The 23,653-nt window shown below is 68.6% G+C and carries 26 protein-coding genes; 13 read left to right on the forward strand and 13 right to left on the reverse strand.

The annotated features are described in order from the left end of the window. Window positions 1–83 precede the first annotated feature (83 nt). The 3 genes from ABE434_RS06545 (at window position 84) to ABE434_RS06555 (ending at window position 2,228) form a co-directional block, all read left to right on the forward strand. The gene (locus tag ABE434_RS06545) at window positions 84–644 is read left to right on the forward strand and encodes a nucleoside deaminase (protein ID WP_179460815.1); all 561 of its coding nucleotides are present in this window, start codon (window positions 84–86) and stop codon (window positions 642–644) included. A gap of 24 nt (window positions 645–668) precedes the next feature. Beyond that, window positions 669–1,715, forward strand: a complete 1,047-nt coding sequence (gene rlmM / locus ABE434_RS06550; protein ID WP_346478251.1) for a 23S rRNA (cytidine(2498)-2'-O)-methyltransferase RlmM — start codon at window positions 669–671, stop codon at window positions 1,713–1,715. A gap of 117 nt (window positions 1,716–1,832) precedes the next feature. Continuing rightward, the gene (locus tag ABE434_RS06555; RefSeq protein WP_346478252.1) at window positions 1,833–2,228 is read left to right on the forward strand and encodes an EF-hand domain-containing protein; all 396 of its coding nucleotides are present in this window, start codon (window positions 1,833–1,835) and stop codon (window positions 2,226–2,228) included. A 9-nt stretch (window positions 2,229–2,237) separates the two neighbouring features. On the opposite strand, the gene ABE434_RS06560 is transcribed toward ABE434_RS06555, so the two are convergent. After that, window positions 2,238–3,419, reverse strand: a complete 1,182-nt coding sequence (locus tag ABE434_RS06560) for a UbiH/UbiF family hydroxylase (protein WP_346478253.1) — start codon at window positions 3,417–3,419, stop codon at window positions 2,238–2,240. Further along, window positions 3,416–4,621 carry a 2-octaprenyl-6-methoxyphenyl hydroxylase gene (gene ubiH, locus ABE434_RS06565; protein ID WP_346478254.1) on the reverse strand — a complete coding sequence of 402 codons (1,206 nt, stop codon included), beginning with the start codon at window positions 4,619–4,621 and terminating at the stop codon, window positions 3,416–3,418. Before ubiH ends, ABE434_RS06560 begins: the two co-directional genes overlap by 4 nt. Before the next feature lie 94 nt (window positions 4,622–4,715). Between ubiH and ABE434_RS06570 the strand changes: the two genes are divergently transcribed. The 9 genes from ABE434_RS06570 to ABE434_RS06610 all read left to right on the forward strand — a co-directional run bounded on the left by ABE434_RS06570 (window position 4,716) and on the right by ABE434_RS06610 (window position 14,109). Next, on the forward strand, window positions 4,716–5,300 hold the full coding sequence (locus ABE434_RS06570) for a hypothetical protein (protein ID WP_346478255.1): 585 nt from the start codon (window positions 4,716–4,718) through the stop codon (window positions 5,298–5,300). Window positions 5,301–5,318: 18 nt separating this feature from the next. Beyond that, a complete protein-coding gene (locus ABE434_RS06575) occupies window positions 5,319–5,873 on the forward strand; it encodes a cob(I)yrinic acid a,c-diamide adenosyltransferase (protein ID WP_346478256.1) in 555 nt (184 codons plus the stop codon). A 34-nt stretch (window positions 5,874–5,907) separates the two neighbouring features. Continuing rightward, a complete protein-coding gene (locus ABE434_RS06580; RefSeq protein ID WP_346478257.1) occupies window positions 5,908–6,819 on the forward strand; it encodes a histone deacetylase family protein in 912 nt (303 codons plus the stop codon). A 116-nt stretch (window positions 6,820–6,935) separates the two neighbouring features. Next, window positions 6,936–9,389, forward strand: a complete 2,454-nt coding sequence (lptD, locus tag ABE434_RS06585; RefSeq protein WP_319211211.1) for an LPS-assembly protein LptD — start codon at window positions 6,936–6,938, stop codon at window positions 9,387–9,389. Further along, window positions 9,386–10,735 (forward strand): peptidylprolyl isomerase, encoded by a 1,350-nt coding sequence (locus ABE434_RS06590; RefSeq protein WP_346478258.1) that lies wholly within the window; start codon window positions 9,386–9,388, stop codon window positions 10,733–10,735. The genes lptD and ABE434_RS06590 overlap by 4 nt, the downstream gene beginning before the upstream one ends. Window positions 10,736–10,738: 3 nt before the next feature. Then, window positions 10,739–11,719, forward strand: a complete 981-nt coding sequence (gene pdxA, locus ABE434_RS06595; protein ID WP_346478259.1) for a 4-hydroxythreonine-4-phosphate dehydrogenase PdxA — start codon at window positions 10,739–10,741, stop codon at window positions 11,717–11,719. Continuing rightward, window positions 11,716–12,552: a 16S rRNA (adenine(1518)-N(6)/adenine(1519)-N(6))-dimethyltransferase RsmA gene (gene rsmA / locus ABE434_RS06600; RefSeq protein WP_176990347.1), complete on the forward strand. Its 837-nt coding sequence runs from the start codon at window positions 11,716–11,718 to the stop codon at window positions 12,550–12,552. Before pdxA ends, rsmA begins: the two co-directional genes overlap by 4 nt. A gap of 122 nt (window positions 12,553–12,674) precedes the next feature. After that, window positions 12,675–13,058, forward strand: coding sequence for a Co2+/Mg2+ efflux protein ApaG (gene apaG, locus ABE434_RS06605; protein WP_176990348.1), 384 nt, complete (start codon window positions 12,675–12,677; stop codon window positions 13,056–13,058). A gap of 13 nt (window positions 13,059–13,071) precedes the next feature. Then, on the forward strand, window positions 13,072–14,109 hold the full coding sequence (locus ABE434_RS06610) for a symmetrical bis(5'-nucleosyl)-tetraphosphatase (RefSeq protein ID WP_346478260.1): 1,038 nt from the start codon (window positions 13,072–13,074) through the stop codon (window positions 14,107–14,109). 43 nt (window positions 14,110–14,152) lie between these two features. On the opposite strand, the gene ABE434_RS06615 is transcribed toward ABE434_RS06610, so the two are convergent. From ABE434_RS06615 to ABE434_RS06650, 8 genes are all read right to left on the reverse strand, one after another. Further along, window positions 14,153–14,644, reverse strand: coding sequence for a dihydrofolate reductase (locus ABE434_RS06615; RefSeq protein ID WP_346478383.1), 492 nt, complete (start codon window positions 14,642–14,644; stop codon window positions 14,153–14,155). 11 nt (window positions 14,645–14,655) lie between these two features. Beyond that, window positions 14,656–15,450 carry a thymidylate synthase gene (locus ABE434_RS06620; RefSeq protein WP_346478261.1) on the reverse strand — a complete coding sequence of 265 codons (795 nt, stop codon included), beginning with the start codon at window positions 15,448–15,450 and terminating at the stop codon, window positions 14,656–14,658. Next, a complete protein-coding gene (gene lgt / locus ABE434_RS06625) occupies window positions 15,447–16,337 on the reverse strand; it encodes a prolipoprotein diacylglyceryl transferase (RefSeq protein ID WP_346478262.1) in 891 nt (296 codons plus the stop codon). Before lgt ends, ABE434_RS06620 begins: the two co-directional genes overlap by 4 nt. Window positions 16,338–16,421: 84 nt before the next feature. Next, complete coding sequence (locus ABE434_RS06630) at window positions 16,422–16,910, reverse strand: TPM domain-containing protein (protein ID WP_346478263.1); 489 nt, start codon at window positions 16,908–16,910, stop codon at window positions 16,422–16,424. Beyond that, window positions 16,910–17,806 carry a TPM domain-containing protein gene (locus tag ABE434_RS06635; RefSeq protein WP_346478264.1) on the reverse strand — a complete coding sequence of 299 codons (897 nt, stop codon included), beginning with the start codon at window positions 17,804–17,806 and terminating at the stop codon, window positions 16,910–16,912. Before ABE434_RS06635 ends, ABE434_RS06630 begins: the two co-directional genes overlap by 1 nt. 4 nt (window positions 17,807–17,810) lie before the next feature. Then, window positions 17,811–18,479 (reverse strand): LemA family protein, encoded by a 669-nt coding sequence (locus ABE434_RS06640; protein ID WP_346478265.1) that lies wholly within the window; start codon window positions 18,477–18,479, stop codon window positions 17,811–17,813. 121 nt (window positions 18,480–18,600) lie between these two features. After that, window positions 18,601–19,350: a TerC family protein gene (locus tag ABE434_RS06645; protein WP_123728386.1), complete on the reverse strand. Its 750-nt coding sequence runs from the start codon at window positions 19,348–19,350 to the stop codon at window positions 18,601–18,603. Window positions 19,351–19,404: 54 nt separating this feature from the next. Continuing rightward, window positions 19,405–19,785 carry a diacylglycerol kinase gene (locus ABE434_RS06650; RefSeq protein WP_179460797.1) on the reverse strand — a complete coding sequence of 127 codons (381 nt, stop codon included), beginning with the start codon at window positions 19,783–19,785 and terminating at the stop codon, window positions 19,405–19,407. Between the two features lie 231 nt (window positions 19,786–20,016). Here ABE434_RS06650 and ABE434_RS06655 point away from each other — a divergent pair, with 231 nt between their 5' ends. After that, on the forward strand, window positions 20,017–20,724 hold the full coding sequence (locus ABE434_RS06655; RefSeq protein WP_346478266.1) for an SGNH/GDSL hydrolase family protein: 708 nt from the start codon (window positions 20,017–20,019) through the stop codon (window positions 20,722–20,724). Window positions 20,725–20,731: 7 nt separating this feature from the next. Here ABE434_RS06655 and ABE434_RS06660 read toward each other — a convergent pair whose 3' ends face one another. The 3 genes from ABE434_RS06660 to ABE434_RS06670 all read right to left on the reverse strand — a co-directional run bounded on the left by ABE434_RS06660 (window position 20,732) and on the right by ABE434_RS06670 (window position 23,613). Beyond that, entirely contained in the window at window positions 20,732–22,003 is a 1,272-nt protein-coding gene (locus tag ABE434_RS06660; RefSeq protein WP_346478267.1) for a HAMP domain-containing sensor histidine kinase, read from the reverse strand. A 168-nt stretch (window positions 22,004–22,171) separates the two neighbouring features. Beyond that, the gene (locus ABE434_RS06665; RefSeq protein ID WP_019182442.1) at window positions 22,172–22,885 is read right to left on the reverse strand and encodes a response regulator transcription factor; all 714 of its coding nucleotides are present in this window, start codon (window positions 22,883–22,885) and stop codon (window positions 22,172–22,174) included. 77 nt (window positions 22,886–22,962) lie between these two features. After that, the gene (locus ABE434_RS06670; RefSeq protein WP_176990358.1) at window positions 22,963–23,613 is read right to left on the reverse strand and encodes an arylesterase; all 651 of its coding nucleotides are present in this window, start codon (window positions 23,611–23,613) and stop codon (window positions 22,963–22,965) included. Between the last annotated feature and the right edge of the window lie 40 nt (window positions 23,614–23,653).

Consider the following 23,653-nt stretch of genomic DNA (forward strand, 5'->3'; position numbering starts at 1 on the left):
GCCGCGTTCAGCGCGGGCACGGCATCCCTACGCACGGCCCGATACACTGCCGCTGCTCCATCTTCCACGAGGTCCATGTCCCGATGCTGTACGCGCAAGTCCATCTCACCCTGCCCGCCTGGATCCACGACCAGATCGATCTGGGCCGTGTCTATCCCGAGGACGCCGACAAGGTCGCGCTGGCGATCGAGCTGTCGCGCCTGAATGTCGAGGCGCAGACCGGCGGCCCGTTCGGCGCCGTGGTGTTTGGGCCGGATCATCGTGTGATCGCCGCTGGCGTGAACCGCGTGGTCCCGCATACGACCTCGCTGGCACATGCCGAGAACATGGCCTACATGCTGGCCCAGCAGCGCCTGCAGACCCCGCGCCTGAACGATGTGCTGTCGCCGATCACCCTGGCGACCTCCTCGCAGCCGTGCTGCCAGTGCTACGGCGCGACCGTCTGGGCCGGCATCGATCGCCTGCTGATCGGTGCCAGCGCCCAGGATGTGGAAGAACTCACCCCGTTCGATGAAGGCCCGCTGCCGGCGGACTGGATCGGCGAACTCAACAAGCGTGGCATCGAGGTCGTGCGCGACATCGAGCGCGATGCAGCGCGCGCGGTCCTGCGCCAGTATGGAGAAACCAACGGTGCACATTACTGATTCCCGCGCTTCAGGCGCGAAGCGATGAGCGGCCTGCTGTGCCTGTGCCGCCAGGGGTTTGAGCCGGAACTGGCCGCCGAGCTGTCCGAGCGCGCGGCCTATGCCAACGTCGCCGGCTATGCGCGCACCCAGCGCAATGACGGCTACGTGGTGTTCGTCACCGAGGAAGCCGCGGCGCTGTCCAAGGCGTTGTCCTGGCGTTCGCTGATCTTCGCCCGGCAGAAGCTGCAGGTGCTGGCCGAGCTGCCCCAGCTCGATGCCGCCGACCGCATCACCCCGATCATCGCCGCCCTGCAGGGCCAGCAGCGCTTCGGCGACATGTGGGTCGAGCATCCCGATTCGGACGAAGGCAAGCCGCTGGCCGGCCTGGCCCGCGCATTCGGCAATGCGCTGCGCCCGGCGCTGCGCAAGGCCGGTCTGCTGACCGACAAGCCGAACACCGGCCTGCCGCGCCTGCACATCGTGTTCGTCGATGGACGCCATGCCTTCGTGTGCGTGGCCGATACCCGCGACAGCGCGCCGTGGCCGCTGGGCATCCCGCGCCTGAAGCTGCTGCCCGACGCGCCTTCGCGCTCGGCGCTGAAGCTGGATGAAGCACTGCTCACGCTGATGACACCGGAAGAGCGCGAACTGCTGGTCAAGCCGGGCATGCGCGCGGCCGATCTGGGCGCCGCCCCGGGAGGCTGGACCTGGGTGCTGACCCGCCAGCACGTCAGGGTGATCAGCGTCGACAACGGCCCGCTGCGCGAGCACGTGCTGGAGACCGGCCTGGTCGAACATCTGCGCGCCGATGGTTTCCACTGGCAGCCGGAGACGCCGCTGGACTGGATGGTCTGCGACATGGTCGAACAACCGCGCCGCGTGGCCGAACGCATGGCCACCTGGTTCCGCGAAGGCTGGTGCAGGCACGCGATCTTCAATCTCAAGCTGCCGATGAAAAAGCGCTGGGATGAAACCCGCATGTGCCTGGAGCTGTTCCAGGAGCAGGCGGGCAAGCCGCTGCATCTGCGCGCCAAGCAGCTGTACCACGACCGCGAAGAGATCACGGTGCTGGCCTCGCCGCTGCGCTGATCCACGCGCACCAATGGTAGGGCCGGGCCATGCCCGGCTGGCCGCGCAACGCGCGGCAATGATCGAAGCACGCGCCGGTCGCCCGGCGCCCCTCCCCACGTCAAGTACGGAGTTTCCATGCGACGCCGATCAAGCCTCATCCTGCTGCTGACGCTGCTGCCCACGCTCGCCCTCGCCCAGGTCCGCGCCCCGTCACCGGCGGTCAGCGAACCGTTGCGCGAGGTGCCGGTGAGCGTGCGCGCGCAGCCGCTGTCGCAGGGCGAGGTCACCCATCAGGTGACGCTGGCCGCCCCGGCCGGGGAGGCGGCGGTGACGGTGCGTTCGGTGCAGCCGGTGAGCGTGGTCGGCCAGTACCGCATCGCGTTCGCGGCGCTGGATGTCGACGGCGATGGCTTCATCAGCCGCGCCGAGGCGCAGGCCAACCCGACCCTGGCCGATGAATTCAACGCGCTGGACGTGAAGCGGCGCGGCAAACTGGACCGCGCCGACCTGGCCGGCTGGCTGATCGACTGAGCGCGCGGGTCACACCCCCGCCGCGCGCTTCCAGAACATCGACACCAGCGGCGGCAGCTTGCCGGCGCAGCCCAGCGCGCGACCGCGCGCCAGGGTCAGGTGCATCTCATCATTGGAGAACACCGTGTTGATCGCATCGAAGCTGTACGCAGCGACGGTGTTCTCACTGCGGCGTTCGCGTGCCCAGCGCTGCAGCCGGTGCGGCGACATCCAGTCCTGTCGGCGCTGCTGCGCAGCCAGCACCAGCGCCCGCAACGCAGCAACATCACGCAGACCGAGATTGACGCCCTGCCCGGCCAACGGATGCACCACGTGCGCTGCATCACCGAGTGCGAGCACGCGGCCGGCCACGTAACCCGTGGCCAGCTGCCGGCGCAGCGGGAAGGCCGCCCGCCTGGAGGCCAGTGTCATCGCGCCCAGGCGGCCGGCAAAGGCGTTGGTGAGTTCGCGCCCGAATGCCGCGTCATCCAGTGCCAGCACGCGCTCGGCGTCGGCATCGGCATCGGGCAGCGTCCACACGATCGAACTGCGCTGCGCGCTGATCGGCAGCACCGCCAGCGGCCCGGTCACCAGGAAGCGTTGCCACGCGGTGGCTTCGTTGTTCTTTTCGGTGTCGACATACGCCACCACGCCACGCTGGCCGTAATCCTGGCGGGTCACCTCCAGCCCGGCCAGGCGGCGCAGGGTGGATTCGGCACCGTCGGCGGCGATCGCCAGCGATGCCTCAAGCCGACGGCCGTCGTCCAGGCGCAGGCGCACCCCGTTGGCGTCCTGCTCCAGCGCCTCGACCCGCGCCGGGCAGCACAGCTGCACGCCGGCCGCCGCCAGCGCCGCCCACAGGCGGTCCACCAGCAGATCGTTCTCGACGATCCAGCCCAGTTGTTCGCGGCCGAGGCTGTCGGCATCGAAGCGCAGTTCATCGCCGCCGGCCGCATCCCAGACCCGCATGCGGCGGTAGGCACAGGCGCGCGCGGCCGTCACCGCCGGCCACACGCCGAGCGTGGCCAGCAACTGGGCGTTGTCCGGCGCGAACGCGTACACGCGCAGGTCCGGCTGCTGTGGTTGCCAGGCCGCCGGCTCGCGGCCTTCGACCAGCGTTACCGACAGCCCGGCATCGGCCAGCGCCAGTGCGCAGGCCGCGCCGACCACGCCACCACCGACCACCACCACGTCCTGCGGGCGCCGGCTCACAGGCCGGCTCCGCGGCACAGCGCCGGGACCTGGCCGCGGAAGCCCATCGCGCCCCCGACCAGCATCGACTGCATCGGCGTGGCCTGCGCGGCCAACAGGCCGAGCGAACGCAGCGGGCGCATCAGCGGTGCCGGATTGCTGGTCAGGCGCGCCAGCCCGCCGGAGAACGCGATGGTCTGCTCGCGGTCTTCCAGCCGGCGTGCCACGTGTTCCTGCAGCAGCGCATCGCTGCCGGCATCGTCGGCCCCGGCCACCAGTTCGGCCAGCGTCAATGCATCGCGCAGGCCCAGGTTGAAGCCCTGTGCGCCCAGCGGGTGGATGGTCTGCGCGGCATTGCCGAGCAGCACGGTGCGTTCGCCGACCAGCGCGCGCGACAGCACCTGGATCAAGGGATAGGCGCTGCGCGGGCCAGTCTCCAGCAGGCGGCCGGCACGCCAGCCGATGGCGCCCTGCAGGCGGTTCACCCAGGCGGCATCGTCCAGCGCCATCACGGCCTCGGCCTGGTCACGGGCAACCCCGTGCACCGCGCCGAAATGACGGTCGCCACGCGGCAGCAGCGCGGTCGGCCCGGTGTCGGTGAAGCGCTCGTACGCGGTGCCGTCCGGCGCACGCGCGGCGCGGACCCGCGACACGAACAGCGTCTGCTCGAAATCATGTTCATCCACGCCGATGCCGAGTGCCTCGCGCACGCCACTGCGGGTCCCGTCGGCGCCGACCACCAGACGCGCCAGTAGACAGCGCTCGCCGCTGTCATCGGCGATGAAGACCTGACGGTAGCCGTCCACCGTGCTGCCCAGGCGCACGAAGCGCGCCGGACGATAGCGGGTCAGCCGGGTGAGCGTCTCCAGCCGCGCCTCCAGCGCCTGGCCGAAATCGCGGGCGACCACGACCTGTCCGAACCACGGGCGCTGGTACTGCGCGGCCTCCATCTGCACCCGGCCGAAATCGCCGGCGCGGCTGACGTGGATGCGGGTGATCGCGCCCGGCGCACCGGCCAGCGTCTGCATTACGCCCAGCGCGGTCAGCGCGTTGACGGTCGCGGCGGCGAAACTGAGGTTGCGCTGGTCGAACACCGCCGGCAGCGCGCCCAGCGGCGAGGCCTCCACCAGGCCGACATCGCGGCCGGCACGGTCCAGGGCGATGGCCAGGCTGGCACCCACCAGCCCGCCGCCTACGATCACTACATCATGTCGTTCACTCATGCCCGCCATGATAAGGGTTCGCCCGTTCGGGCGGCGTGCGGCGGGCTGCCGCAGCAGGCGCTAGAATGAATGCCTGCCCCCACCCGTCACCGCCATGACCTCCACTGCCCAACGCGCCTTCGTCCTGTCCGTGCTCGTGCTGTTGATGGCGGCCACGCGGGTCAACCATTTCGCGGCGATTCCGGATGCATCCTGGGCGGTGTTCTTCATCGGCGGCTTCTACCTGCGCGCGTGGACCCGCTGGGCGTTCCCGCTGCTGATGGCGCTGGCGGTGCTGGTCGACTGGCTCGTGATCCGCCGCAGCGGCCTGGATTTCTGGCAGCACTACTGCGTCTCGCCGGGCTACTGGATGCTGCTGCCGGCCTATTTCGCGATGTGGAGCGGCGGCCTGCTGCTGCGCCGCGGCTACCACGGCGCCAGCTGGGCCGCGCTGGGCAAGGGCGCGCTGCTGCTGGTCGCGGCGGTGGCGGTCTGCCATCTGTTCGCCCAGGGCGGTTTCTACTGGACCAGCGACAACGTGACCGCCCCCACCCTCGACGGCTGGGCGAAGAACTACGGCGACTGGTTCCTGCCCTACCTGCGCACCGCGGCGGTCTACGTCGGCCTGGCGGCCGCGCTGCAGCTGGCGACCGAACAGGTCGGCAAGCTGCTGCAGGCGCGCCGCGACGTGCTGCACTGAGCGCGGCCGGCCTCGTTCGTGGGCAATCGCCTGTCCCGCATCTATACACGCACCGGTGACGATGGCAGCACCGGCCTCGGCGATGGCAGCCGCGTGGCCAAGGACGACGCCCGGGTGGCCGCCTACGGCACGGTCGACGAGGCCAACTCGGCGCTCGGCGTGCTGCTGGCGGTGCCGCTGCCGGAGGATGTCCGCGCCCTGCTGACGATGATCCAGCACCAGTTGTTCGATCTGGGCGGCGAGCTGTGCATTCCCGGCCATGCCGCCATCCACGCCGCCGACATCGAGGCGCTGGAACGCCAGCTGGACCACCACAACGCCGACCTGCCGGTGCTGAAGGAATTCATCCTGCCGGCCGGGGGTGAGGCCGCCGCACGCTGCCACCTGGCCCGCACCATCGTGCGCCGCGCCGAGCGCGAGACGGTCACGCTGGCGCGCCGGGAGACCGTCCGCCCGGAAGCACTGCACTACCTCAACCGCCTGTCCGACCTGCTGTACGTGCTCGCGCGCGTCCTGGCCCGGGCGGATGGCCACGGCGAGGTGCTCTGGCGCCACGAGCGCCGCCACGCCTGAGCGGCCCTGCCGCCCCACCGGATATCCTGCCCGCATGCTGGTTTTCACCCACCCCGCCTGTCTGCAACACGATCCCGGCCGCGGCCATCCCGAATGCCCGGCCCGTCTGCAGGGGGTGCTCGATGCGCTGAAGGCGGCCTATCCGGACCAGCTGGACTGGCGCGAGGCTCCGCCGGCCAAGCTCGGTGAGCTGGCGCGGGTCCATGACAGCGAACTGATCGACCTGGTGCTCAAGCCCCAGACCGAGCCGCTGCGCCTGATCGACATGGACACCATGACCTCGCCCGGCTCGGCCAGCGCGGCCCTGCACGCGGCCGGTGCCGGCGTGGCGGCGGTCGATGCGGTGATGCTGGGCGAGGACCCGGTGGCCTTCTGCGCGGTGCGCCCGCCCGGCCACCACGCCAGCGCCAGCACCGCGATGGGCTTCTGCCTGTTCAACAACATCGCCATTGCCGCCGCCTATGCGCGCGACCGCTATGGGCTGGAGCGGATCGCCATCGTCGATTTCGATGTCCACCACGGCAACGGCACCCAGGACATCTTCATCGCCGATCCCGGCGTGGCCTACTACAGCACCCACCAGGCCGGGCTGTTCCCCAACTCGGGCCTGCGCCGCGACCGCGGGGCCGGCAATCTGATGAACATCCTGCTGCCGCCGGGCAGTGGCGGCTTCCGTTTCCGCAACACCTGGGCCGACGAGATGCTGCCGGCCATCGACGATTTCCGACCCCAGCTGCTGCTGATCTCGGCCGGTTTCGATGCGCACATGCGCGATCCGCAGGCCGATCTGATGCTGGAAACCGAGGATTTCGCCTGGATCACCACCGAGTTGCGCGGGCTGGCCCGCCGCCACGGGGCCGGCCGGATCGTGTCGATGCTGGAGGGCGGATACGACCTGCAGGCCCTTGCGGAATGCAGCGTGGCCCACGTCGGCCAGCTGCGCTGATCCGCGCGGACCGGGCCGACGAATGAACCCGGGCCCCTGCGTGGGCGGGACCTTCATTGCCCCTATGCAAGGGATGGGGCAAGCTACGATCCGTTTTCGCCCGAATCCGATACCGCGTGCGCCGAGCCCTCCGCCTGCTGCCCCTCCCCCTCAGTATCGCCATCTGCCTGCCGGCCCTGGCCGACGACAAGCCGGTGAACTGGGGCCTGTGCCCGGTGACCGACGTGCTGCCCGTGTTCGACGATGCGCCCAAGGCCGACAAAGCCGCGGCCGCGACGCGTGACCAGCAGCCGACGGACATCGAAGGCGACCAACTGACCGGGACCTCCGTGGTGCCCAACTACCAGGGCAATGTCGCGCTCAAGCGCGGCGACCAGTTCCTGGGCACCGACAACCTGAGCTTCGATACCGAAAGCGGCAACTACATCGCCGAGGGCAACGTCCGCTACCAGGACTCCTCGATCCGGATGAAGGCCCGTCGCGCCGAAGGCAACCAGGAAAGCGACACCCACAAGATCAGCGACATCCAGTACCAGCTGGTGTCCCGCCGTGGCAACGGCGGTGCCGAGTCGATCGACCTGCAGGGTGCGGTCGGCCAGATGCACCGCTCCACCTACACCACCTGCGACCCCTCGCAGCCGGTGTGGAAGCTGTCGGCGCCGCAGATCGAGGTCGACAACGACGCCGGCTTCGGTACCGCGCGCAACGCCGTGCTGCGTATCGGCAAGGTGCCGGTGCTGTGGGCGCCGTACTTCAAGTTCCCGATCGATGATCGCCGTCAGACCGGCCTGCTGTACCCGCAGATCGGCCTGTCCGGCCGCAACGGCTTCGACTATACCCAGCCGATCTATCTGAACCTGGCGCCGAACTTCGACGACACCCTGATGCCGCGCTACATGAGCAAGCGCGGTTTCATGCTCGACAACGAATTCCGCTATCTCTACGACGGTGGCCGCGGCGAGCTGCTGACCGCCTACCTGCCCAATGACAAGCTGCGCGACAAGGATCGCGGCCGCGTGGAGTTCAGCGGGTACCACAACATCAACGCCAACTGGCAGGCCCGCGCCAGCCTGGCCTGGGTCAGCGATGAGCGCTATCTGGAGGATTTCTCCAATCGGCTGCTCGGGGTGACCACCTCCAACCTGCAGAGCCAGATCGGCATCTACGGCACCGGCGAGAACTGGACCGGCGGCCTGATGGCCGACTACTGGCAGCTCACCGACTACACCCTGACCGAAGCGGCCCTGCCGTACGCGCGCCAGCCGCGCCTGTTCGTCAACTGGGACAAGCCGCTGCTGCCCTGGCTGGAAACCGGCGTGTATGCCGAAGCGGTGAACTTCACGCATCTGGATGTGCATGAGAAGTTCGGCGCGGACCAGGAATACGAACGTACCGGCGTATCGCGTCAGATGGACGGCGGCTCCCGCCTGGACATCAAACCGTATGTGTCCATGCCCTTCAGTGGCGCGGCGTGGTACGTCACCCCGACCCTGGCCTACCGCTACACCGGGTACGACCTGGAGCGCGGGCTGGCCGACGACATCCGCCGGCAGAACCTGATCGCGGCCGGCATCGACCCGGCCACCGCCACCCCGGACCAGCTGCGCGGCAACACTTCGCCGAGCCGCAGCCTGCCGATCGGCACCATCGACGCCGGGCTGTTCTTCGACCGCGAGACCACCATCGGCGACACCCGCTTCCTGCACACGCTGGAACCGCGCCTGTTCTACCTGCGTACGCCCTACCGCGACCAGAGCGACCTGCCGGTCTTCGATACGCGTGACTTCACCTTCAGCTGGGGCCAGCTGTTCCGCGATTCGCGCTACTCCGGCGCCGACCGCCAGAACGATGCGAACCAGCTGACCCTGGCGTTGAGCACCCGCTTCATCGACCAGGACACGGGCAAGGAACGCTTCTCGGGCAGCATCGGCCAGATCCTGTACTTCGATGATTCCCGGGTCACGCTCAACAGCGGGGAAACCCCGGTCGAGCAGGGCAAGTCGGCCTGGATCGCCGATACGAACTACATGATCAACGACCGCTGGACGCTGGGCGCCACCTATCAGTGGGATCCAAAGTACAAGCGCGAGGACCTGGCCAGCGTTCGTGCGCGCTACCTGATGTCCAACGACGGCATCGTCAACCTGACCTACCGCAGCCGTCTGAACCCGCAGGCGTCGACCACGGCGACCCGCCGCGACCGGACGCTGCTGGAGCAGGCCGACCTGTCCTTCCTCTACCCGCTCAACGAGCGCTGGAGCCTGGTCGGCCGCTACTACTACTCCATCCAGGACCGCGCCCCGCTGGAAATCATCGGCGGCGTGCAGTGGGACAGCTGCTGCCTCGCCGTCCGCGCGATCGCCCGCCGCTACGTGCGCAACCGCGAGGGTGAACTCAACAACTCCTTCCAGATCGAGTTCGTGCTCAAGGGCCTGAGCTCCATCGGCCAGAACACGGACCGCACCTTGCGCCGTGCTATTCTCGGGTACTACCGAGACGACCTCTATCTGGTGCCGCCCAGCAACACCGGTGCAGCCCGCGACGACTACGATCCGAATCAGATCCCATGACCAAGACCCTTCCCGTACTCCTCGCCTCCCTGCTGGCGGTCTCCTCCGCGACGGCCCCGTTGCAGGTGCTGGCCCAGCAGAGTCAGCCGCTGGACCGCATCGCGGCGATCGTCGATGAGGACGTCGTGCTGCAGAGCGAACTGGACCGCGCCGTCCAGAACATCAAGGCCCAGTACGCCGGTCGTGAAAACCAGCTGCCGCCCGATGACGTGCTGAGCCGCCAGGTGCTCGAGCGTCTGGTCCTGGTCAAGCTGCAGGTGGCGCGCGCCGAGAGCAGCGGCATCAAGGTCAGCGACCAGGAACTGAACCAGGCGATCAACGCCATCGCCCAGCAGAACGGCTCCACGCTGGACGCCCTGCGCCAGCGCCTGGCCAGCGATGGCCTGGATTTCAATGATTTCCGCAATTCGGTGCGCGACGAGATCACCGTCCAGCGCCTGCGCCAGAGCTTCGCGCAGAGCCGGATCAGCGTCAGCGAGGGTGAAGTGGATGGCGCGCTCAAGCAGCAGGCGGCGGTCGGTACCCAGTACCACCTGGCCCATATCCTGATCGGCCTGCCCGAAGGCGCCACCGCCGAGCAGATCACTACCGGCCAGAAGAAGGCCGATGGCGTCAAGGCACTGCTGGACAAAGGCGAGATCGACTTCAACGCGGCCGCCGTCCGTTATTCGGACAGCCCGAACGCGCTGGAAGGCGGCGACCTCGGCTGGCGTTCGCTGGACGAAATCCCGAACGCGTTCGCGCAGATGATGAAAGACATGAAGTCCGGCGACGTGGTCGGTCCGCTGCGTGGCCCGAGTGGCTTCCAGCTGTTGAAGCTGGTGGAAGTGCGTGATGCCAGCGCCGCCGCCGGCGGTGGTCACACCATCACCGAGTACCACGCCCGTCATATCCTGGTCCGCATCACCGACCAGCAGGACAATGCCGCGGCCAAGGCCAAGATCGATACCCTGCGCGCCCGCATCGCCGGCGGCGCCGAGTTCGACGCGGTCGCCAAGGAATCCTCGGAAGACAACAACAGCAAGGGCCAGGGCGGCGATCTGGGCTGGTTCCCGGCCGACGCGTTCGGCCCGGACTTCGGCAAGCAGGTTGAAGGCGTCGCCGACGGCGGCGTGAGCCAGCCGTTCCGCACCGATGCCGGCTGGCACATCGTCCAGCGCGTCGCCACGCGCCAGACCGATGCCACCACCGACAACCAGCGCGCCCAGATCCGTGAAACGATCGGCCGCCGCAAGCTGGAAGAAGAGTACAACCGCTTCCTGCAGGAACTGCGTGGCGAAGCCTACGTGGACATGCGCGGCTACGCCCCGGGCGGCGCCGCGGCCGCCACCCCGCCGCAGTCCTGATCCATGCTCCCGCAGCTCGCGCTGGTACCGGGCGAGCCGGCGGGGATCGGCCCGGAGCTCTGCCTTCGACTGATCCAGCAGCCGCGCCCTGATTGCCGGCTGCTGGCCTTCGCCGACCCGGACACGCTGCAGGCTGCCGCCGCCGCGCTGTCGCTGCCGCTGCAGCTCCTGCCTGAAGACGCCATCGCCCGCCAGCCGGGCGATCTGCCGTTGCGCGCGGTGCGCAATGCCGTCCCCTCGCGCTTCGGCACCCCGGACCCGGCCAACGCCGGCGCGGTGATCGGTGCCCTGCGCCAGGCCGGCCAGGCCTGCCTGTCCGGTGAACTGGCCGGAGTGGTCACCGGCCCGGTGCACAAGGCGGTCATCAACGAAGGCGGCATCGCCTACAGCGGCACCACCGAACTGCTGGCCGACCAGGCCCGCACCCCGGTGGTGATGATGCTGGCCAACGCGATCGTGCGGGTCGCCCTGGCGACCACCCACCTGCCGCTGCGGTCGGTGGCCGATGCGATCACCGCCGATGGCCTGGCGCTGACCCTGCAGATCATCCACGATGCCCTGCAGCGCGATTTCGGCCTCGCTTCGCCGCGTATCGCCGTGCTCGGCCTCAACCCGCACGCCGGCGAAGACGGCCATCTCGGCCGTGAAGAGCTCGACCTGATCATCCCGCTGCTGGAGCGCCTGCGCGCCCGGGGCATGGACCTGGTCGGGCCGCTGCCGGCCGATACCGCGTTCCTGCCGGCCAAGCTGGCCGGCTTCGACACGGTGCTGGCGATGTACCACGACCAGGGCCTGCCGGTGCTCAAGTACAGCGGCTTCGAGCAGGCCGTCAACATCACCCTGGGCCTGCCCTACCCGCGCGTCGCGGTCGACCACGGCACCGCCCTGGATCTGGCCGGCCGCGGCATCGCCGACCCCTCCAGCCTCCTCGCTGCCACCGCGCTGTGTGCCCGGCTGGCGCGCCAACGTACACTGGTGCCATGACTTCTTCGTATTCCTCCTCCGGCGCGCCCGGTTTCTCCGGCCCCGCCAAGAAGCAGCTCGGCCAGCACTTCCTCGCCGACCGCAGCTACATCGACAAGATCGTCCTGGCGGTGAACCCGAAGGACGGCGACCGCCTGGTCGAGATCGGCCCGGGCCAGGGCGCCATCACCCTGCCGCTGCTGCGCCGCCACCCGAAGCTGACCGTGATCGAGTTCGACCGGGATCTGGTCGGGCCGCTGGCCGCCGCCGCCGAACCGCTGGGCGAGATGACCATCATCCACCGCGACGTGCTGCAGGTGGATTTCACCGAACTGGCCGCGGGCAGCCCGATCCGCCTGGTCGGCAATCTCCCCTACAACATCTCCTCGCCGATCCTGTTCCATGCGCTGGACCACGCGGCGGTGATCACCGACATGCACTTCATGCTGCAGAAGGAAGTGGTCGACCGCATGGCCGCCGATCCGGGCAGCAAGGTCTACGGCCGGCTGAGCGTGATGCTGCAGGCCTTCTGCAAGGTGACCTCGCTGTTCGTGGTGCCGCCGGGTGCGTTCCGGCCGCCGCCGAAGGTCGATTCGGCCGTGGTGCGGCTGGTCCCGCGCGATCCGGCCACGGTCGGCATCCTGGACCGCAAGCGCTTCGCCCACGTGGTCAAGGCCGCCTTCGGGCAGCGCCGCAAGACCCTGCGCAACGCGCTGCAGAACGTGTGCACGCCCGAGCAGTTCGACGCCGCCGGCGTGCGCAGCGATGCGCGCGCCGAGCAGCTGGACGTGGCGCAGTTCATCGCGCTGGCGAACGTACCCTGCGCCGACGGTGATGCCGCTCCGCAAGAGTGAGCGCGCCGCCGGCGGCCCTGACCGGCCGCGCGCACGTGGAACCGCCCGACCTTCATGACGGGAGCGCCACCCGGCCGGGCGGCACTCATCTCATCGTGCACAACATTCACTAAACTGCCTGCATGAACGACGCTGCAAACTACGCGATCTCCGTCGAGGTCGCCCCCCGCTTCCTCGATGACCAGTCCACGCCGGAGGACGGCCGCTACGCGTTCGCCTACACGATCCGCATCCTCAACCGGGGCCGCGTCGCGGCACGGCTGGTGGCCCGCCACTGGCGGATCACCGATGCCAACGGCCGCATCGAGCATGTCGACGGGGATGGAGTGATCGGCGAGCAGCCGCGGCTGCGCCCCGGTGAAGACTTCCGTTACACCTCCGGTGTCATGCTGGAGACCGAGCACGGCACGATGCAGGGGCACTACGACATGGTGGCCGACGACGGCACCGAGTTCGCCGCCGCCATCGCGCCGTTCGTCCTGACCGTTCCGCGCACACTGCACTGATGGAGGCGCACGCATGAGTGTCTGGGCCATCGGCGACCTGCAGGGCTGCTACGACGTCACCCAGCGGTTGCTGGAAAAAATCAAGTTCGACCCCGCGGTCGACAAACTCTGGTTCTGCGGCGACCTGGTCAACCGGGGCGGGCAATCGCTGGAAACCCTGCGTCTGGTCCATTCGCTGCGCGAGAGCAGCGTGATCGTGCTGGGCAACCACGACCTGTCCCTGCTTGCCGTCGGTGCCCGCACCGAGGAAGAGCAGCGCAAGGTCAACCCGGATCTGCTGCGGATCGTGCAGGCCGAGGACCGCGATGAGCTGCTGGAGTGGCTGCGCCTGCAGAAGCTGGCCCACGTGGACCGTGAGCTGGGCTGGATGATGATCCACGCCGGGCTGGCCCCGAAGTGGACCACCCAGCTGGCCGAGAAGCACGCCCGCGAGGTCGAGCAGCAGCTGCACGGCAGCGGCTACCGCAAGCTGTTCCGCAACATGTACGGCGACAAGCCGAGCTGGTCACCCGGCCTGGCCGGCTACGACCGCTCGCGCGCGATCATCAATCTGTTCACGCGCATGCGTTACTGCACGCCGCGGGGCCGGATCGGGATCGAGGACAAGGGCACGCCGGGCACCCAGGAACAGGGGCTGTATCCCTGGTTCGAAGTGCCGGGCCGCGCCGAGCGCGATCTGAAGATCGTCTGCGGACACTGGTCCGCGCTGGGCCTCACCATCACCCAGGGCGTGCACGCGATCGATACCGGTGCCGTATGGGGAGGCAAGCTCACCGCGCTGCAGCTGGATACCGAAGAACTGCGCGTGGTGCAGGTGCCGGGCCGCGATGTGCCCAAGCCGGTCTCCGCGCCGCGTCCGCCGGCACGCCGGCCGGCCGCCGAGGGTGCGCCGCCGAGCGGGCGTCCACCGCGTCAGGGTCAAGGCCAGGGCCGTGATCGTGGCCGGGGTGGCCAGGGCCGCCAGGGCGGTGGTGCGAAGCCCGCGCAGAACGCCGAGCAGCAGCCGCAGCAACAGCCGCAGAAAAACGACGTCACCAGCGACGCCGAATGAGCCGCAGGCCGGTCAGTGCGACCGGCCTGCCTGCAGCGCCCGCTCAGGCGCGGCGGTAATCCACGAAATCGAACGCGTACGCGTGCCGCTCGTCGGCCGCGTGGTGTTCGCGCGCCACTTCCACCCACAGCGCCGGATCGACCGGCGGGAAGTGGGTATCGGCCGGCACGGTGGTGTGCACCCAGGTCAGGTGCAGATCGGTGGCCTGGGCCATCGCCAGGCGATAGATTTCGCCGCCGCCGATCACGCACAGTTCTTCCGCGTCGGTGTCCGCCGCTGCCTGCAGCGCCTGCTCGATCGAGGCCACCGCCTGCATGCCGTCGAACGGCACCTGCCCGCTGCGGGTCAGTACCAGGTTCAACCGGCCGGGCAAGGCCCGCCCGAGCGACTGCGCGGTCCTGCGCCCCATCAGGATCGGCTTGCCGACGGTCAGCGCCTTGAAGCGCTTGAGATCATCGGGCAGCGTCCACGGCAGGTCGTTGTCGCGGCCGATGCCGTGGTCGGTGTCCAGCGCGGCGATCAGCGAAAGCTTCAGGGGCGTGCCGCTCACACCGCCACCGGGGCCTTGATCGCCGCGTGCGGGTCGTAGCCGTCGATGCGGATATCGTCAAACTGGAAACCGAACAGATCTGTCACCTCGGGGTTCAACCAGAGTTTCGGCAGCGCGCGCGGTTCACGCGCGAGCTGTTCGCGCGCCTGCTCGAAGTGGTTCGAGTACAGGTGCGCATCGCCGAGGGTATGCACGAAATCGCCGACGCCCAGCCCGGTCGCCTGCGCCACCATGTGGGTGAGCAGCGCGTAGCTGGCGATGTTGAACGGCACGCCCAGGAAGATGTCGCCGCTGCGCTGGTACAGCTGGCAGCTGAGCTTGCCGTCCACCACATAGAACTGGAACAGGTTGTGGCACGGCATCAAGGCCATCTGCGACAGCTCGCCCACGTTCCAGGCGCTGACCACCAGCCGGCGCGAATCGGGGTTGCGCTTGATCTCGTCCACCAGCCACTGCATCTGGTCGATCGCGCCGCCATCGGCGGTGCCCCAGCTGCGCCACTGTTTGCCGTAGATCGGGCCGAGGTCGCCGTTGGCATCGGCCCACTCGTCCCAGATCCGCACCTGGTTGTCCTTGAGGTACCCGATGTTGGTATCGCCCTTCAGGAACCACAGCAGCTCGTGGATGATCGAGCGCAGGTGCAGTTTTTTGGTGGTAACCAGCGGGAAGCCGTCGTTGAGGTTGAAGCGCATCTGCCAGCCGAACACGCTGCGCGTACCGGTGCCGGTGCGATCCGACTTTTCCGTGCCGTGCTCCAGCACATGCGCGAGCAGGTCCAGATAGGCCTTCATGCCTTGGCTCCGGCAGCGGCGACCGGCAGCACCGGCTGCAGCACCGGTGCGCGACGCGACAGCGCCAGCAACACCAGGCCGAAGGCCACCAGCGGCAGGCTGAGCAGCTGGCCACGGGTGAACCAGTCGAAGGCAAGGTAGACGCCATTGTCCGGCATGCGCACGAACTCCACCGCGAAGCGGAAGAGGCCATACATCAGCGCGAACAGGCCGGCGATCACGTAGCGATGGCGCGGCTTGGCCGACACCGCCCACAGCACCACGAACATCACCAGGCCTTCCAGCAGCGCTTCATACAGCTGCGACGGATGGCGGGCGTACTGGTTGAGCGCGCCGGTGGCGAACTCGGCCTTGAGGGTGGCCAGGTCCAGCCCGTTCAACGGGGCCGGCAGGCCGCTCGGGAACACGACGCCCCAGCTGCCATCGGTGTACTTGCCCCACAGTTCGGCACCAATGAAGTTGCCGATGCGGCCGAAGCCCAGGCCCAGCGGTACCAGCGGCGACATGAAATCGAGGGTGTCGAACAGATGCAGGCGATGCTTGCGCGACCACCACCACGAGGCGAACAGCACGCCGAGCAGGCCGCCATGGAAGCTCATGCCGCCGTCCCAGACCTTGAACAGCAGCAGCGGGTTGTGCAGGAATTCCGAGGTCGCGTAGAACAGCATGTAACCCACGCGCCCACCGACGACGACGCCGAGCATCGCGTAGAACAGCAGGTCGGAGAAGCCGTTGGCATCGACCCCGGGCAGGCGCCCGGCCGCGATCCGCTTGCGCCCCAGCCACCAGGCGGCAGTGAAGCCGAGCAGGTACATGATGCCGTACCAGTGCACCTTGATCGGCCCGAGCGAGATGGCGATGGGGTCGATATCGTGGAAATAGATCATGAAGGGCGCCTTGCAGGGATGCGGATATTCTAGCGCCGCCCGGGAGCGGCCTCGCGGCGGCCGCGATCGCGCGATTGCCGGGCTTCAGCCCAGAATCTGCGGCGTGTCCGGCAGGCCGTCACCCTGTGACCCCGGAACGGGCGGATAGTGCCCGGCCAGCAGGTCCGAGACCTCTTCGATCGCCAGCAGCACGGCCTCCTGCAGGGCGCCCTCGCGCAGCCGCTGCTGCATGTGCGCGCAGATGGCCAGCCACTGCGCCTCGCCGATCCGCCCGCGCAGGCCGCGATCGGCGACCAGCTCGATCGCATGGTCGGCCAGCAGCAGGTAGATCAGGACGCCGTTGTTGTGTTCGGTATCCCAGGTCCGCAGCTGGGCGAAGGCCTGCCCGGCGCGCTGCTGTGCGGTGATGCCCTGCCACAACGCGGCCAGCGGCAGATCCGCTTCCACCGCGAACATCACCTGGCCACCGTGACGGCGCTCGCCCGCCGTGATCGCCTCGGTGATCGCCTGCAGATGTGCGGGTGGGAAGGCGCGCCGCACCGATGGGGAGAACACGTGCCGGAGCCAGCGCATCACCAGCCTCCCGAGGCGCCACCGCCTCCCGAACGTCCACCACCCCCGCCCCAGCCGCCTCCACCGCCGCCGAAGCCACCCCCGCCGCCACCGAACCCGCCACCGCCCCAGCCACCCCCACCCCAGCCGCCACTACGCGCGAACACGCCGCCGCGACCGGCCGACGTCAGGCCGACCAGCAGGCCCACCACGGCGGCCGCGCCACTGGCGACCACCAGCGAGGTGAACAGGAACGCGGCCACCCCGGCCCCGGCACCGCTCGCCAGCGCGCGCAGGGGGCGCGGCAGCCAGCCCAGGATGCCGCGCAGGAACAGGCCGGCGAACAGGCCGATGCCCAGCGCCATCGTCCAGTTGCCACCCGCAGGGGCGTCCTGGGCGCGATGTGTGCTGACCGGCGCAGGCAGCGCCTCGCCGTCGATCAGTTTGACCAGCGCAGCGCTGGCATCGGTGAGGCCACCGGCGTAGTCGTTGCTGCGGAACCGCGGGGCCAGGTACTCCTGGATCACCCGGTTGGCGATCGCATCCGGGATCGCGCCTTCCAGGCCGTAGCCCGGCTCGATGCGGACCCGGCGATCGTCCTTGGCCACCACCAGCAGCACGCCGTCATCCACGCCCTTGCGGCCGATGGACCACTGCTCGAACACGCGCTGGGTGTACTGCTCGATGGTTTCCGGCGCGGTGCCCGGCACCATCAGGATCTGCAGCTGGCTGCCCTTGCGCTGCTGCAGGGCCAGCGCCTGCGCCTCCAACGCCTGGATCTGCGCCGCGTCCAGGGTGCCGGTGGTGTCCACCACCGGCGAGGACATCGGCGGGATCGCGGCCTGGCGCTGCGCCCAGGCCGGCAACGCCAGCGCCAGGCAGAGCAGCAGGAAGCAGCGCAGCAGGCGCGTGGTCACGGGCTCAGTTCGCCGGCTGCGGCTGCGGCTGCGGCTGCGGCGCGGGCGGCTGCGGTGCGGGCGCCGGGGCCTGGGCCGGCGCCGGGGCCTGCGAGCCGAACTTGACCGCCGGCGGCTGCGAGATCTGCGCTTCGTTCTCCACCGTGAAGTTCGGCTTGGTCGCATAGCCGAAGAGCTTGGCGGTGATCACCTGCGGGAACTGGCGGATGTAGGTGTTGTAGTCCTGCACCATCTGGATATAGCGGCCGCGCGCCACGGTGATGCGGTTCTCGGTGCCTTCCAGCTGCGCCTGCAGATCGCGGAAGCCCTGGTCGGACTTGAGGTTCGGGTAGTTCTCGGTGACCACCAGCAGGCGTGACAGCGCACCGCTCAGCTCTCCCTGGGCCTGCTGGAACTGCTTGAGGGAGTCGGCATCGTCGGCGTTGACGTTGACCTGCCCCACGCGCGCACGGGCGTTGGTGACATCGGTCAGGACCTGGCGTTCCTGGTTGGCATAGCCTTCCACGGTCTGCACCAGGTTGGGGATCAGATCGGCGCGGCGCTTGTACTGGTTGAGCACCTCGGCCCAACCGGCCTTGACCTGCTCATCCTTCTGCTGGATGGCGTTGTAGCCACAACCGGACAACAGGGAGGCCAGCACGGCCAGGCACAACAAACGGGAGAACGATCGCATGGCCGGCTCCGGATCTCGATGAACGGGATCCGGAGCATGCCACGTCTTGGGTAAAGCAGATGTGGTAACGACGGTGGGTCGGTACCCAGGGAGTGCCGACCAACGGTCGGCACCTACCCCCTTACCAGTTGCCGGCACCCGGCACGTGGTGGGCCACGGCGCGACGGCGCATCAGCAGGTTCAGCCACTCCACCAGCACCGAGAAGCCCATCGCGGCGTAGATGTAGGGCTTGGGCACATGGACGTCCAGGCCATCCAGGATCAGTACCGCGCCGATCAGCAGGATGAAGGCCAGCGCCAGCATCTTCACGGTCGGGTTGGCGTCGATGAAGCGGCCCAGCGGATTGGCGGCCAGCAGCATGACGGCGACCGACAACAGGATCGCGGCGACCATCACCGGCACATGTTCGGCGATGCCGACCGCGGTGATGACCGAGTCCAGCGAGAACACGATGTCGATGATGGCGATCTGCGCGATGACCATGCCGAACACGGCCGACGCCTTGGTGGTGGTCGGATCCTCATCCTCGCCGCCGGTGATCAGCTCGCGGATTTCCATGCCGCCCTTGATGATCAGGAACAGGCCACCGACGATCAGCACCAGGTCGCGGATCGAGATGCCCATCCCGGCTACCGTGAACAGGTTGGCCTGCATGTGCGCCAGGTACGCCAGCGACACCAGCAGCAGGATGCGGGTGATGCAGGCCACGGCGATGCCGAGCTTGCGCGCGAACGGACGACGCGCTTCGGGCAGCTTGCTCACCGCGATCGAGATGAACACCAGGTTGTCGATGCCCAGCACGATTTCCAGTGCGCTCAGGGTCAGCAGGGTCAACCAGACATTGGGGTCGGACAACAACTCAAGAAACATGGACTTCCATCCTTACAGGGGGGATGACGCGGGTGACGCGCCAGAAGTTTTAGGTCAGAAAATCTGCGGCAGCAGGATCAGGGTCCAGCACACCAGTACGTTCATCATCAGCACGAACACGGCGGCCGAGCCCATGTCCTTGGCGCGCCCGGCGAGCTCGTGGAACTCGGCGCCGTAGCGTTCGATCACCGCCTCGATCGCCGAGTTGGCCAGTTCCATGGCCAGCACCAGCAGCAACGAACCGATCATCAGCGCGCGCTCCACCGGGGTCTGGCCGAGCCAGAGCGCCAATGGGGCGAGCACGATCAGCAGGTACACCTCCAGCCGGAACGAGGACTCGTGCAGCCAGGCCGCACGCAGCCCCTGCCAGGACCAGACCGCCGCCTTGAAGATGCGCCGGGGGCCGCGCGGCAGGTGCCCGATTTCATCCGCCATGGGCAGGCACCCCGGTCGACAACGCGGGCCGGAACGGCAGGAACAGCACACGGCAGACGGTCATGGGCATCGCTGAATGGGGCAGGCAATCCCTCATTTTGCCATAAGCCGGTCGGGGCATTGTCGAAGGCGGCCAACGCCCGTCCGTGGTAAAGCGCGGCCCGGCGGCAGCTTCTATGATGAACACCTACCCGTCCGGGCGCCTTCGGTGCCCCACCACAGGAGTCGTTCATGCTGCACCGCCGTGCCCGCCCCCTTCTGCTCGCCCTTGCCCTGGGCGCCACCCTGCCCGCACTGGCGCGCACGCCGGCCCCTGCCGCGCCGCAGGTGCCGACCCAGGTCTCCAACGTAGCCTGGGCCGGCGACATGGCGCAGTTCGCGGCACAGGACGCGGCCAATCCGCCGCCGCGCGGCGGCATCGAGTTCATCGGCAGCTCGTCGATCCGGATGTGGGAGAGCCTGGCCGCGGATTTCCCCGGCCAGCCGGTGTTCAACCGCGGCTTCGGCGGTTCGGAAGTGCGTGACAGCACCTGGTATGCCGACCGCATCGTGATCCCGTATGCGCCGTGCAAGGTGTTCTTCTACGCCGGCGACAACGACCTCAACAGCGGCCGCAGCCCGGCGCAGGTCCGCGACGACGTGGTGGCCTTCGTCAACCGCGTGCACCGCGACCTGCCGAAGACCACGGTGGAGATCATCTCGATCAAGCCCAGCCCCTCGCGCGCGCAGCTGCTGCCGGCGGTGGTGGAGGCCAACGGGCTGATCAGGAAGGCGCTGGCCACCCTGCCCAACACCGGCTACACCGATGTCTACACGCCGATGCTCGGTGCCGACGGCCAGCCGCGTGCCGCGCTGTTCCGCGAGGACATGCTGCACATGACGTCGGAAGGCTATGCGATCTGGCGGGCCGCGCTGGCGCCCAAGGTGCAGTGCGACTGAGCGCGGCTCAGCGGTAGTGGATCGTGGCCTGCGTGCCCTGCCCGGGCTCGCTGGCCAGGCCGATCTTCCAGCCGAAGCGGTCGCACAGCCGGCGCACGATCGACAGCCCCAGCCCGGTGCCCTGCGGGCGGCTGGGCTCGGCGCGATAGAACGGCTCGAAGGCACGGCCCAGCGCTTCGGCGGACATGCCGATCCCCGTGTCGCGCACGACCACGCGGTCGGCTTCGACGTCGACGTCGATGCGGCCTTCGTCGGTATAGCTGCAGGCGTTGCGCAGCAGGTTGCTGACCACCACCTGCAGCACCCGCGGCGGTGCGTGCAGCATCACCGGGCCGCTGCTGTGCAGATGGATTTCCACGGGCCGCCCGGCGATCAGCTCGCGGGCGTTGTCCACCTCGTAGCGGACGATCTCGTTGACGTCGAACAGCTCGACCTGCGGCTCGACATCGGCCTCGCGGGCGAGGATCAGGAAGGCATCGATCACCGCCTCCATGTCGCGTCCGGCGCGCTGGATGCGCTGCAGGCCGCGACGCAGCCGCGGCGTCATGTCCTGGTCGCCCAGCGCCATGTCGCTGGCCACGCGGATCACGGTGAGCGGCGTGCGCAGTTCGTGACTGGCATCGCGGGTGAAGTTGCGCTCGCGCGCGACATGCGCGGTGACCTTGGTCGCCAGCGAGTGCAGCGCGGCCGCGAGCTGGCGGGTCTCGCCCTGCATGTCGGCGGGCAGCTTGGCCGGGGCCAGGTCGGCCGCTTCCGGGTGCCCCGGATCCCAGCGCGAAACGCGCCGGGCCAGCCAGTTGACCGGTGACACCAGGCGTTTGGACGCGCGGTAGGTGATCCACGAGGCGCCATAGACGGCCAGCAGCGTCAGCAGCACCGGCACGATGCCGAACCAGAACGCCAGCATCTCCGCGCGCGAACGCAGGAACACCAGGTACAGGCGGCCTTCCGGGCGCGCATCGACCAGTACCAGCTGGTCGTCGTCCTTGAGCTCATGGAAGCCGGGGGTAAGCGTGCGCAGATTGGCCGGCAGGCTCAGCGGCGACTGACCTGTCTCGAGCAGGTAGCCGCGGATGTTCTGGGTATTGGGCGGCGGCTGCACCGGCGAGGCCTCGTGCAGTTGCCAGTAGTAGCCGGCCTCTTCCTTCAGTGCGCTGCTGACCAGGCTGTGCTTGATCACCAGCGATACCAGCCAGGCGCCCAGCAGGATGCCCAGGCTGGCGAGCACGGCTTGGAGGATGAAGACGATACGGATCTTGCGCGGCAGACCGTGCGGCATTACGGGGTCCAGGGCGGTTCGCGGCGATTATAGGAAAGCTTGCCGTGAGTCCATCGTGCAAACCATGACAACGGCCCGGCAAACGCCGGGCCGTCATGCTCCAGAGGGTCCCGGAGGATCGGATCGCTCATGCCGCCCGCAGGCGGCCGAGCGGCGATCGACCGCCCATCAGCTCATCGGCTGGGCGATATCGGCAATACGGTAACCGGCACTCTGCACGGTGTGCAGCAGCGGGCGGTCGAACGGCTTGTCGATGATCTTGCGCAGGTTGTACAGATGGCTGCGCAGGGTGTCCGAGTCGGGCAGGCCATTGCCCCAGATCTCGCGTTCGATTTCCTGGCGGGTCACTACGCGCGGCGATTCGCGCATGAGGATCGTCAGCAGGCGCAGGCCGATCGGCGAGAGCTGCAGTTCGGTCCCGGCACGGGTGGCGCGCATGCTGACCGGATCGAGCACGAGGTCGGCGACCTTGAGCACTTCCGAGCCGACCTGGCGACGCTCGCGGCGGATCAGCGCGCGCAGGCGGGCTTCCAGTTCCTGGATCGCGAACGGCTTGGTCAGGTAGTCATCGGCGCCGAACCCCAGGCCGGTGAGCTTGTCGTCCAGCGTGTCGCGCGCGGTCAGCATCAGCACCGGCGTCGACTTGCGGGCGTCGTTGCGCAGCCGGCGACAGACTTCGATGCCGTCCAGACGCGGCAGCATCAGGTCCAGCACGACCACGTCGTAGCTGTTCTCGGCCGCCAGACGATAACCGTCCAGCCCATCCTGGGCGTAGTCGACTTCGAAGCCGCGCCCTTCCAGGTACTCGCCGATCATCTCGGAAATATTACGGTTGTCTTCGACCACCAGCACCAGGCCGGAGGTCTCCTTTGTCTGACGCATGGGATTCCCTCTTTCTTCAGCTTTGTGAAACATGCCGCATCGCCGGTGGACGCGGCGTGAAGTTCACCGCACATCGATCACAGCAGGGGTTTGAGCAGCGGCCAGACGTTCTCCAGCACCTGCGGCTGCGCAGCCGCGGTGGGGTGCAACCCGTCGGCCTGCATCAGGTTCGGCTTCAACGCCACGCCTTCCAGCAGGAACGGCAGCAGCGGCACCTTGTACGCCTTGGCCAGCTCCGCATAGGTCTGGCGCAGGCGCTGGCGGTAGGCCGGGCCGTAGTTGGGCGGCACGTCGATGCCCAGCAGCAGCACCTTCGCGCCCGCCTTCTGGCTGGCCACGATCATCTTTTCCAGGTTGCCGCGCAGTTGCGCCGGGGTCAGCCCGCGCAGCGCATCGTTGCCGCCCAGCTCGATCACCACCACGGACGGCCGGTGCTTCTCCAGCAACCCGGGCAGGCGGGTCAGCGCGCCGGCGGTGGTTTCGCCGCTGATGCTGGCATTGATGATCGCCGGCGGGGGCGTGATCTGTTGTTTGACCCGCTGCTGAAGCAGGTTTACCCAGCCCGACGCGGCCGGGATATTGTGGGCGGCACTGAGGCTGTCGCCGACCACCAGCACCGCCGCACGGGTGTCCGGACCTTTGGCACAGGCCAGCATCGGCATCAGCAGCAACCATGCCAGCAGCCAGCCCATCGAGGCCGCGCGGCCCCTTCCGTTTGCTTGGTTCATTGGAGAATCCTCATCGACAGCCTGTCCCCCCGCAGCGCGC

Source organism: Stenotrophomonas sp. TWI1183 (genome assembly GCF_039673115.1).
Lineage (GTDB): Bacteria > Pseudomonadota > Gammaproteobacteria > Xanthomonadales > Xanthomonadaceae > Stenotrophomonas > Stenotrophomonas maltophilia_AA.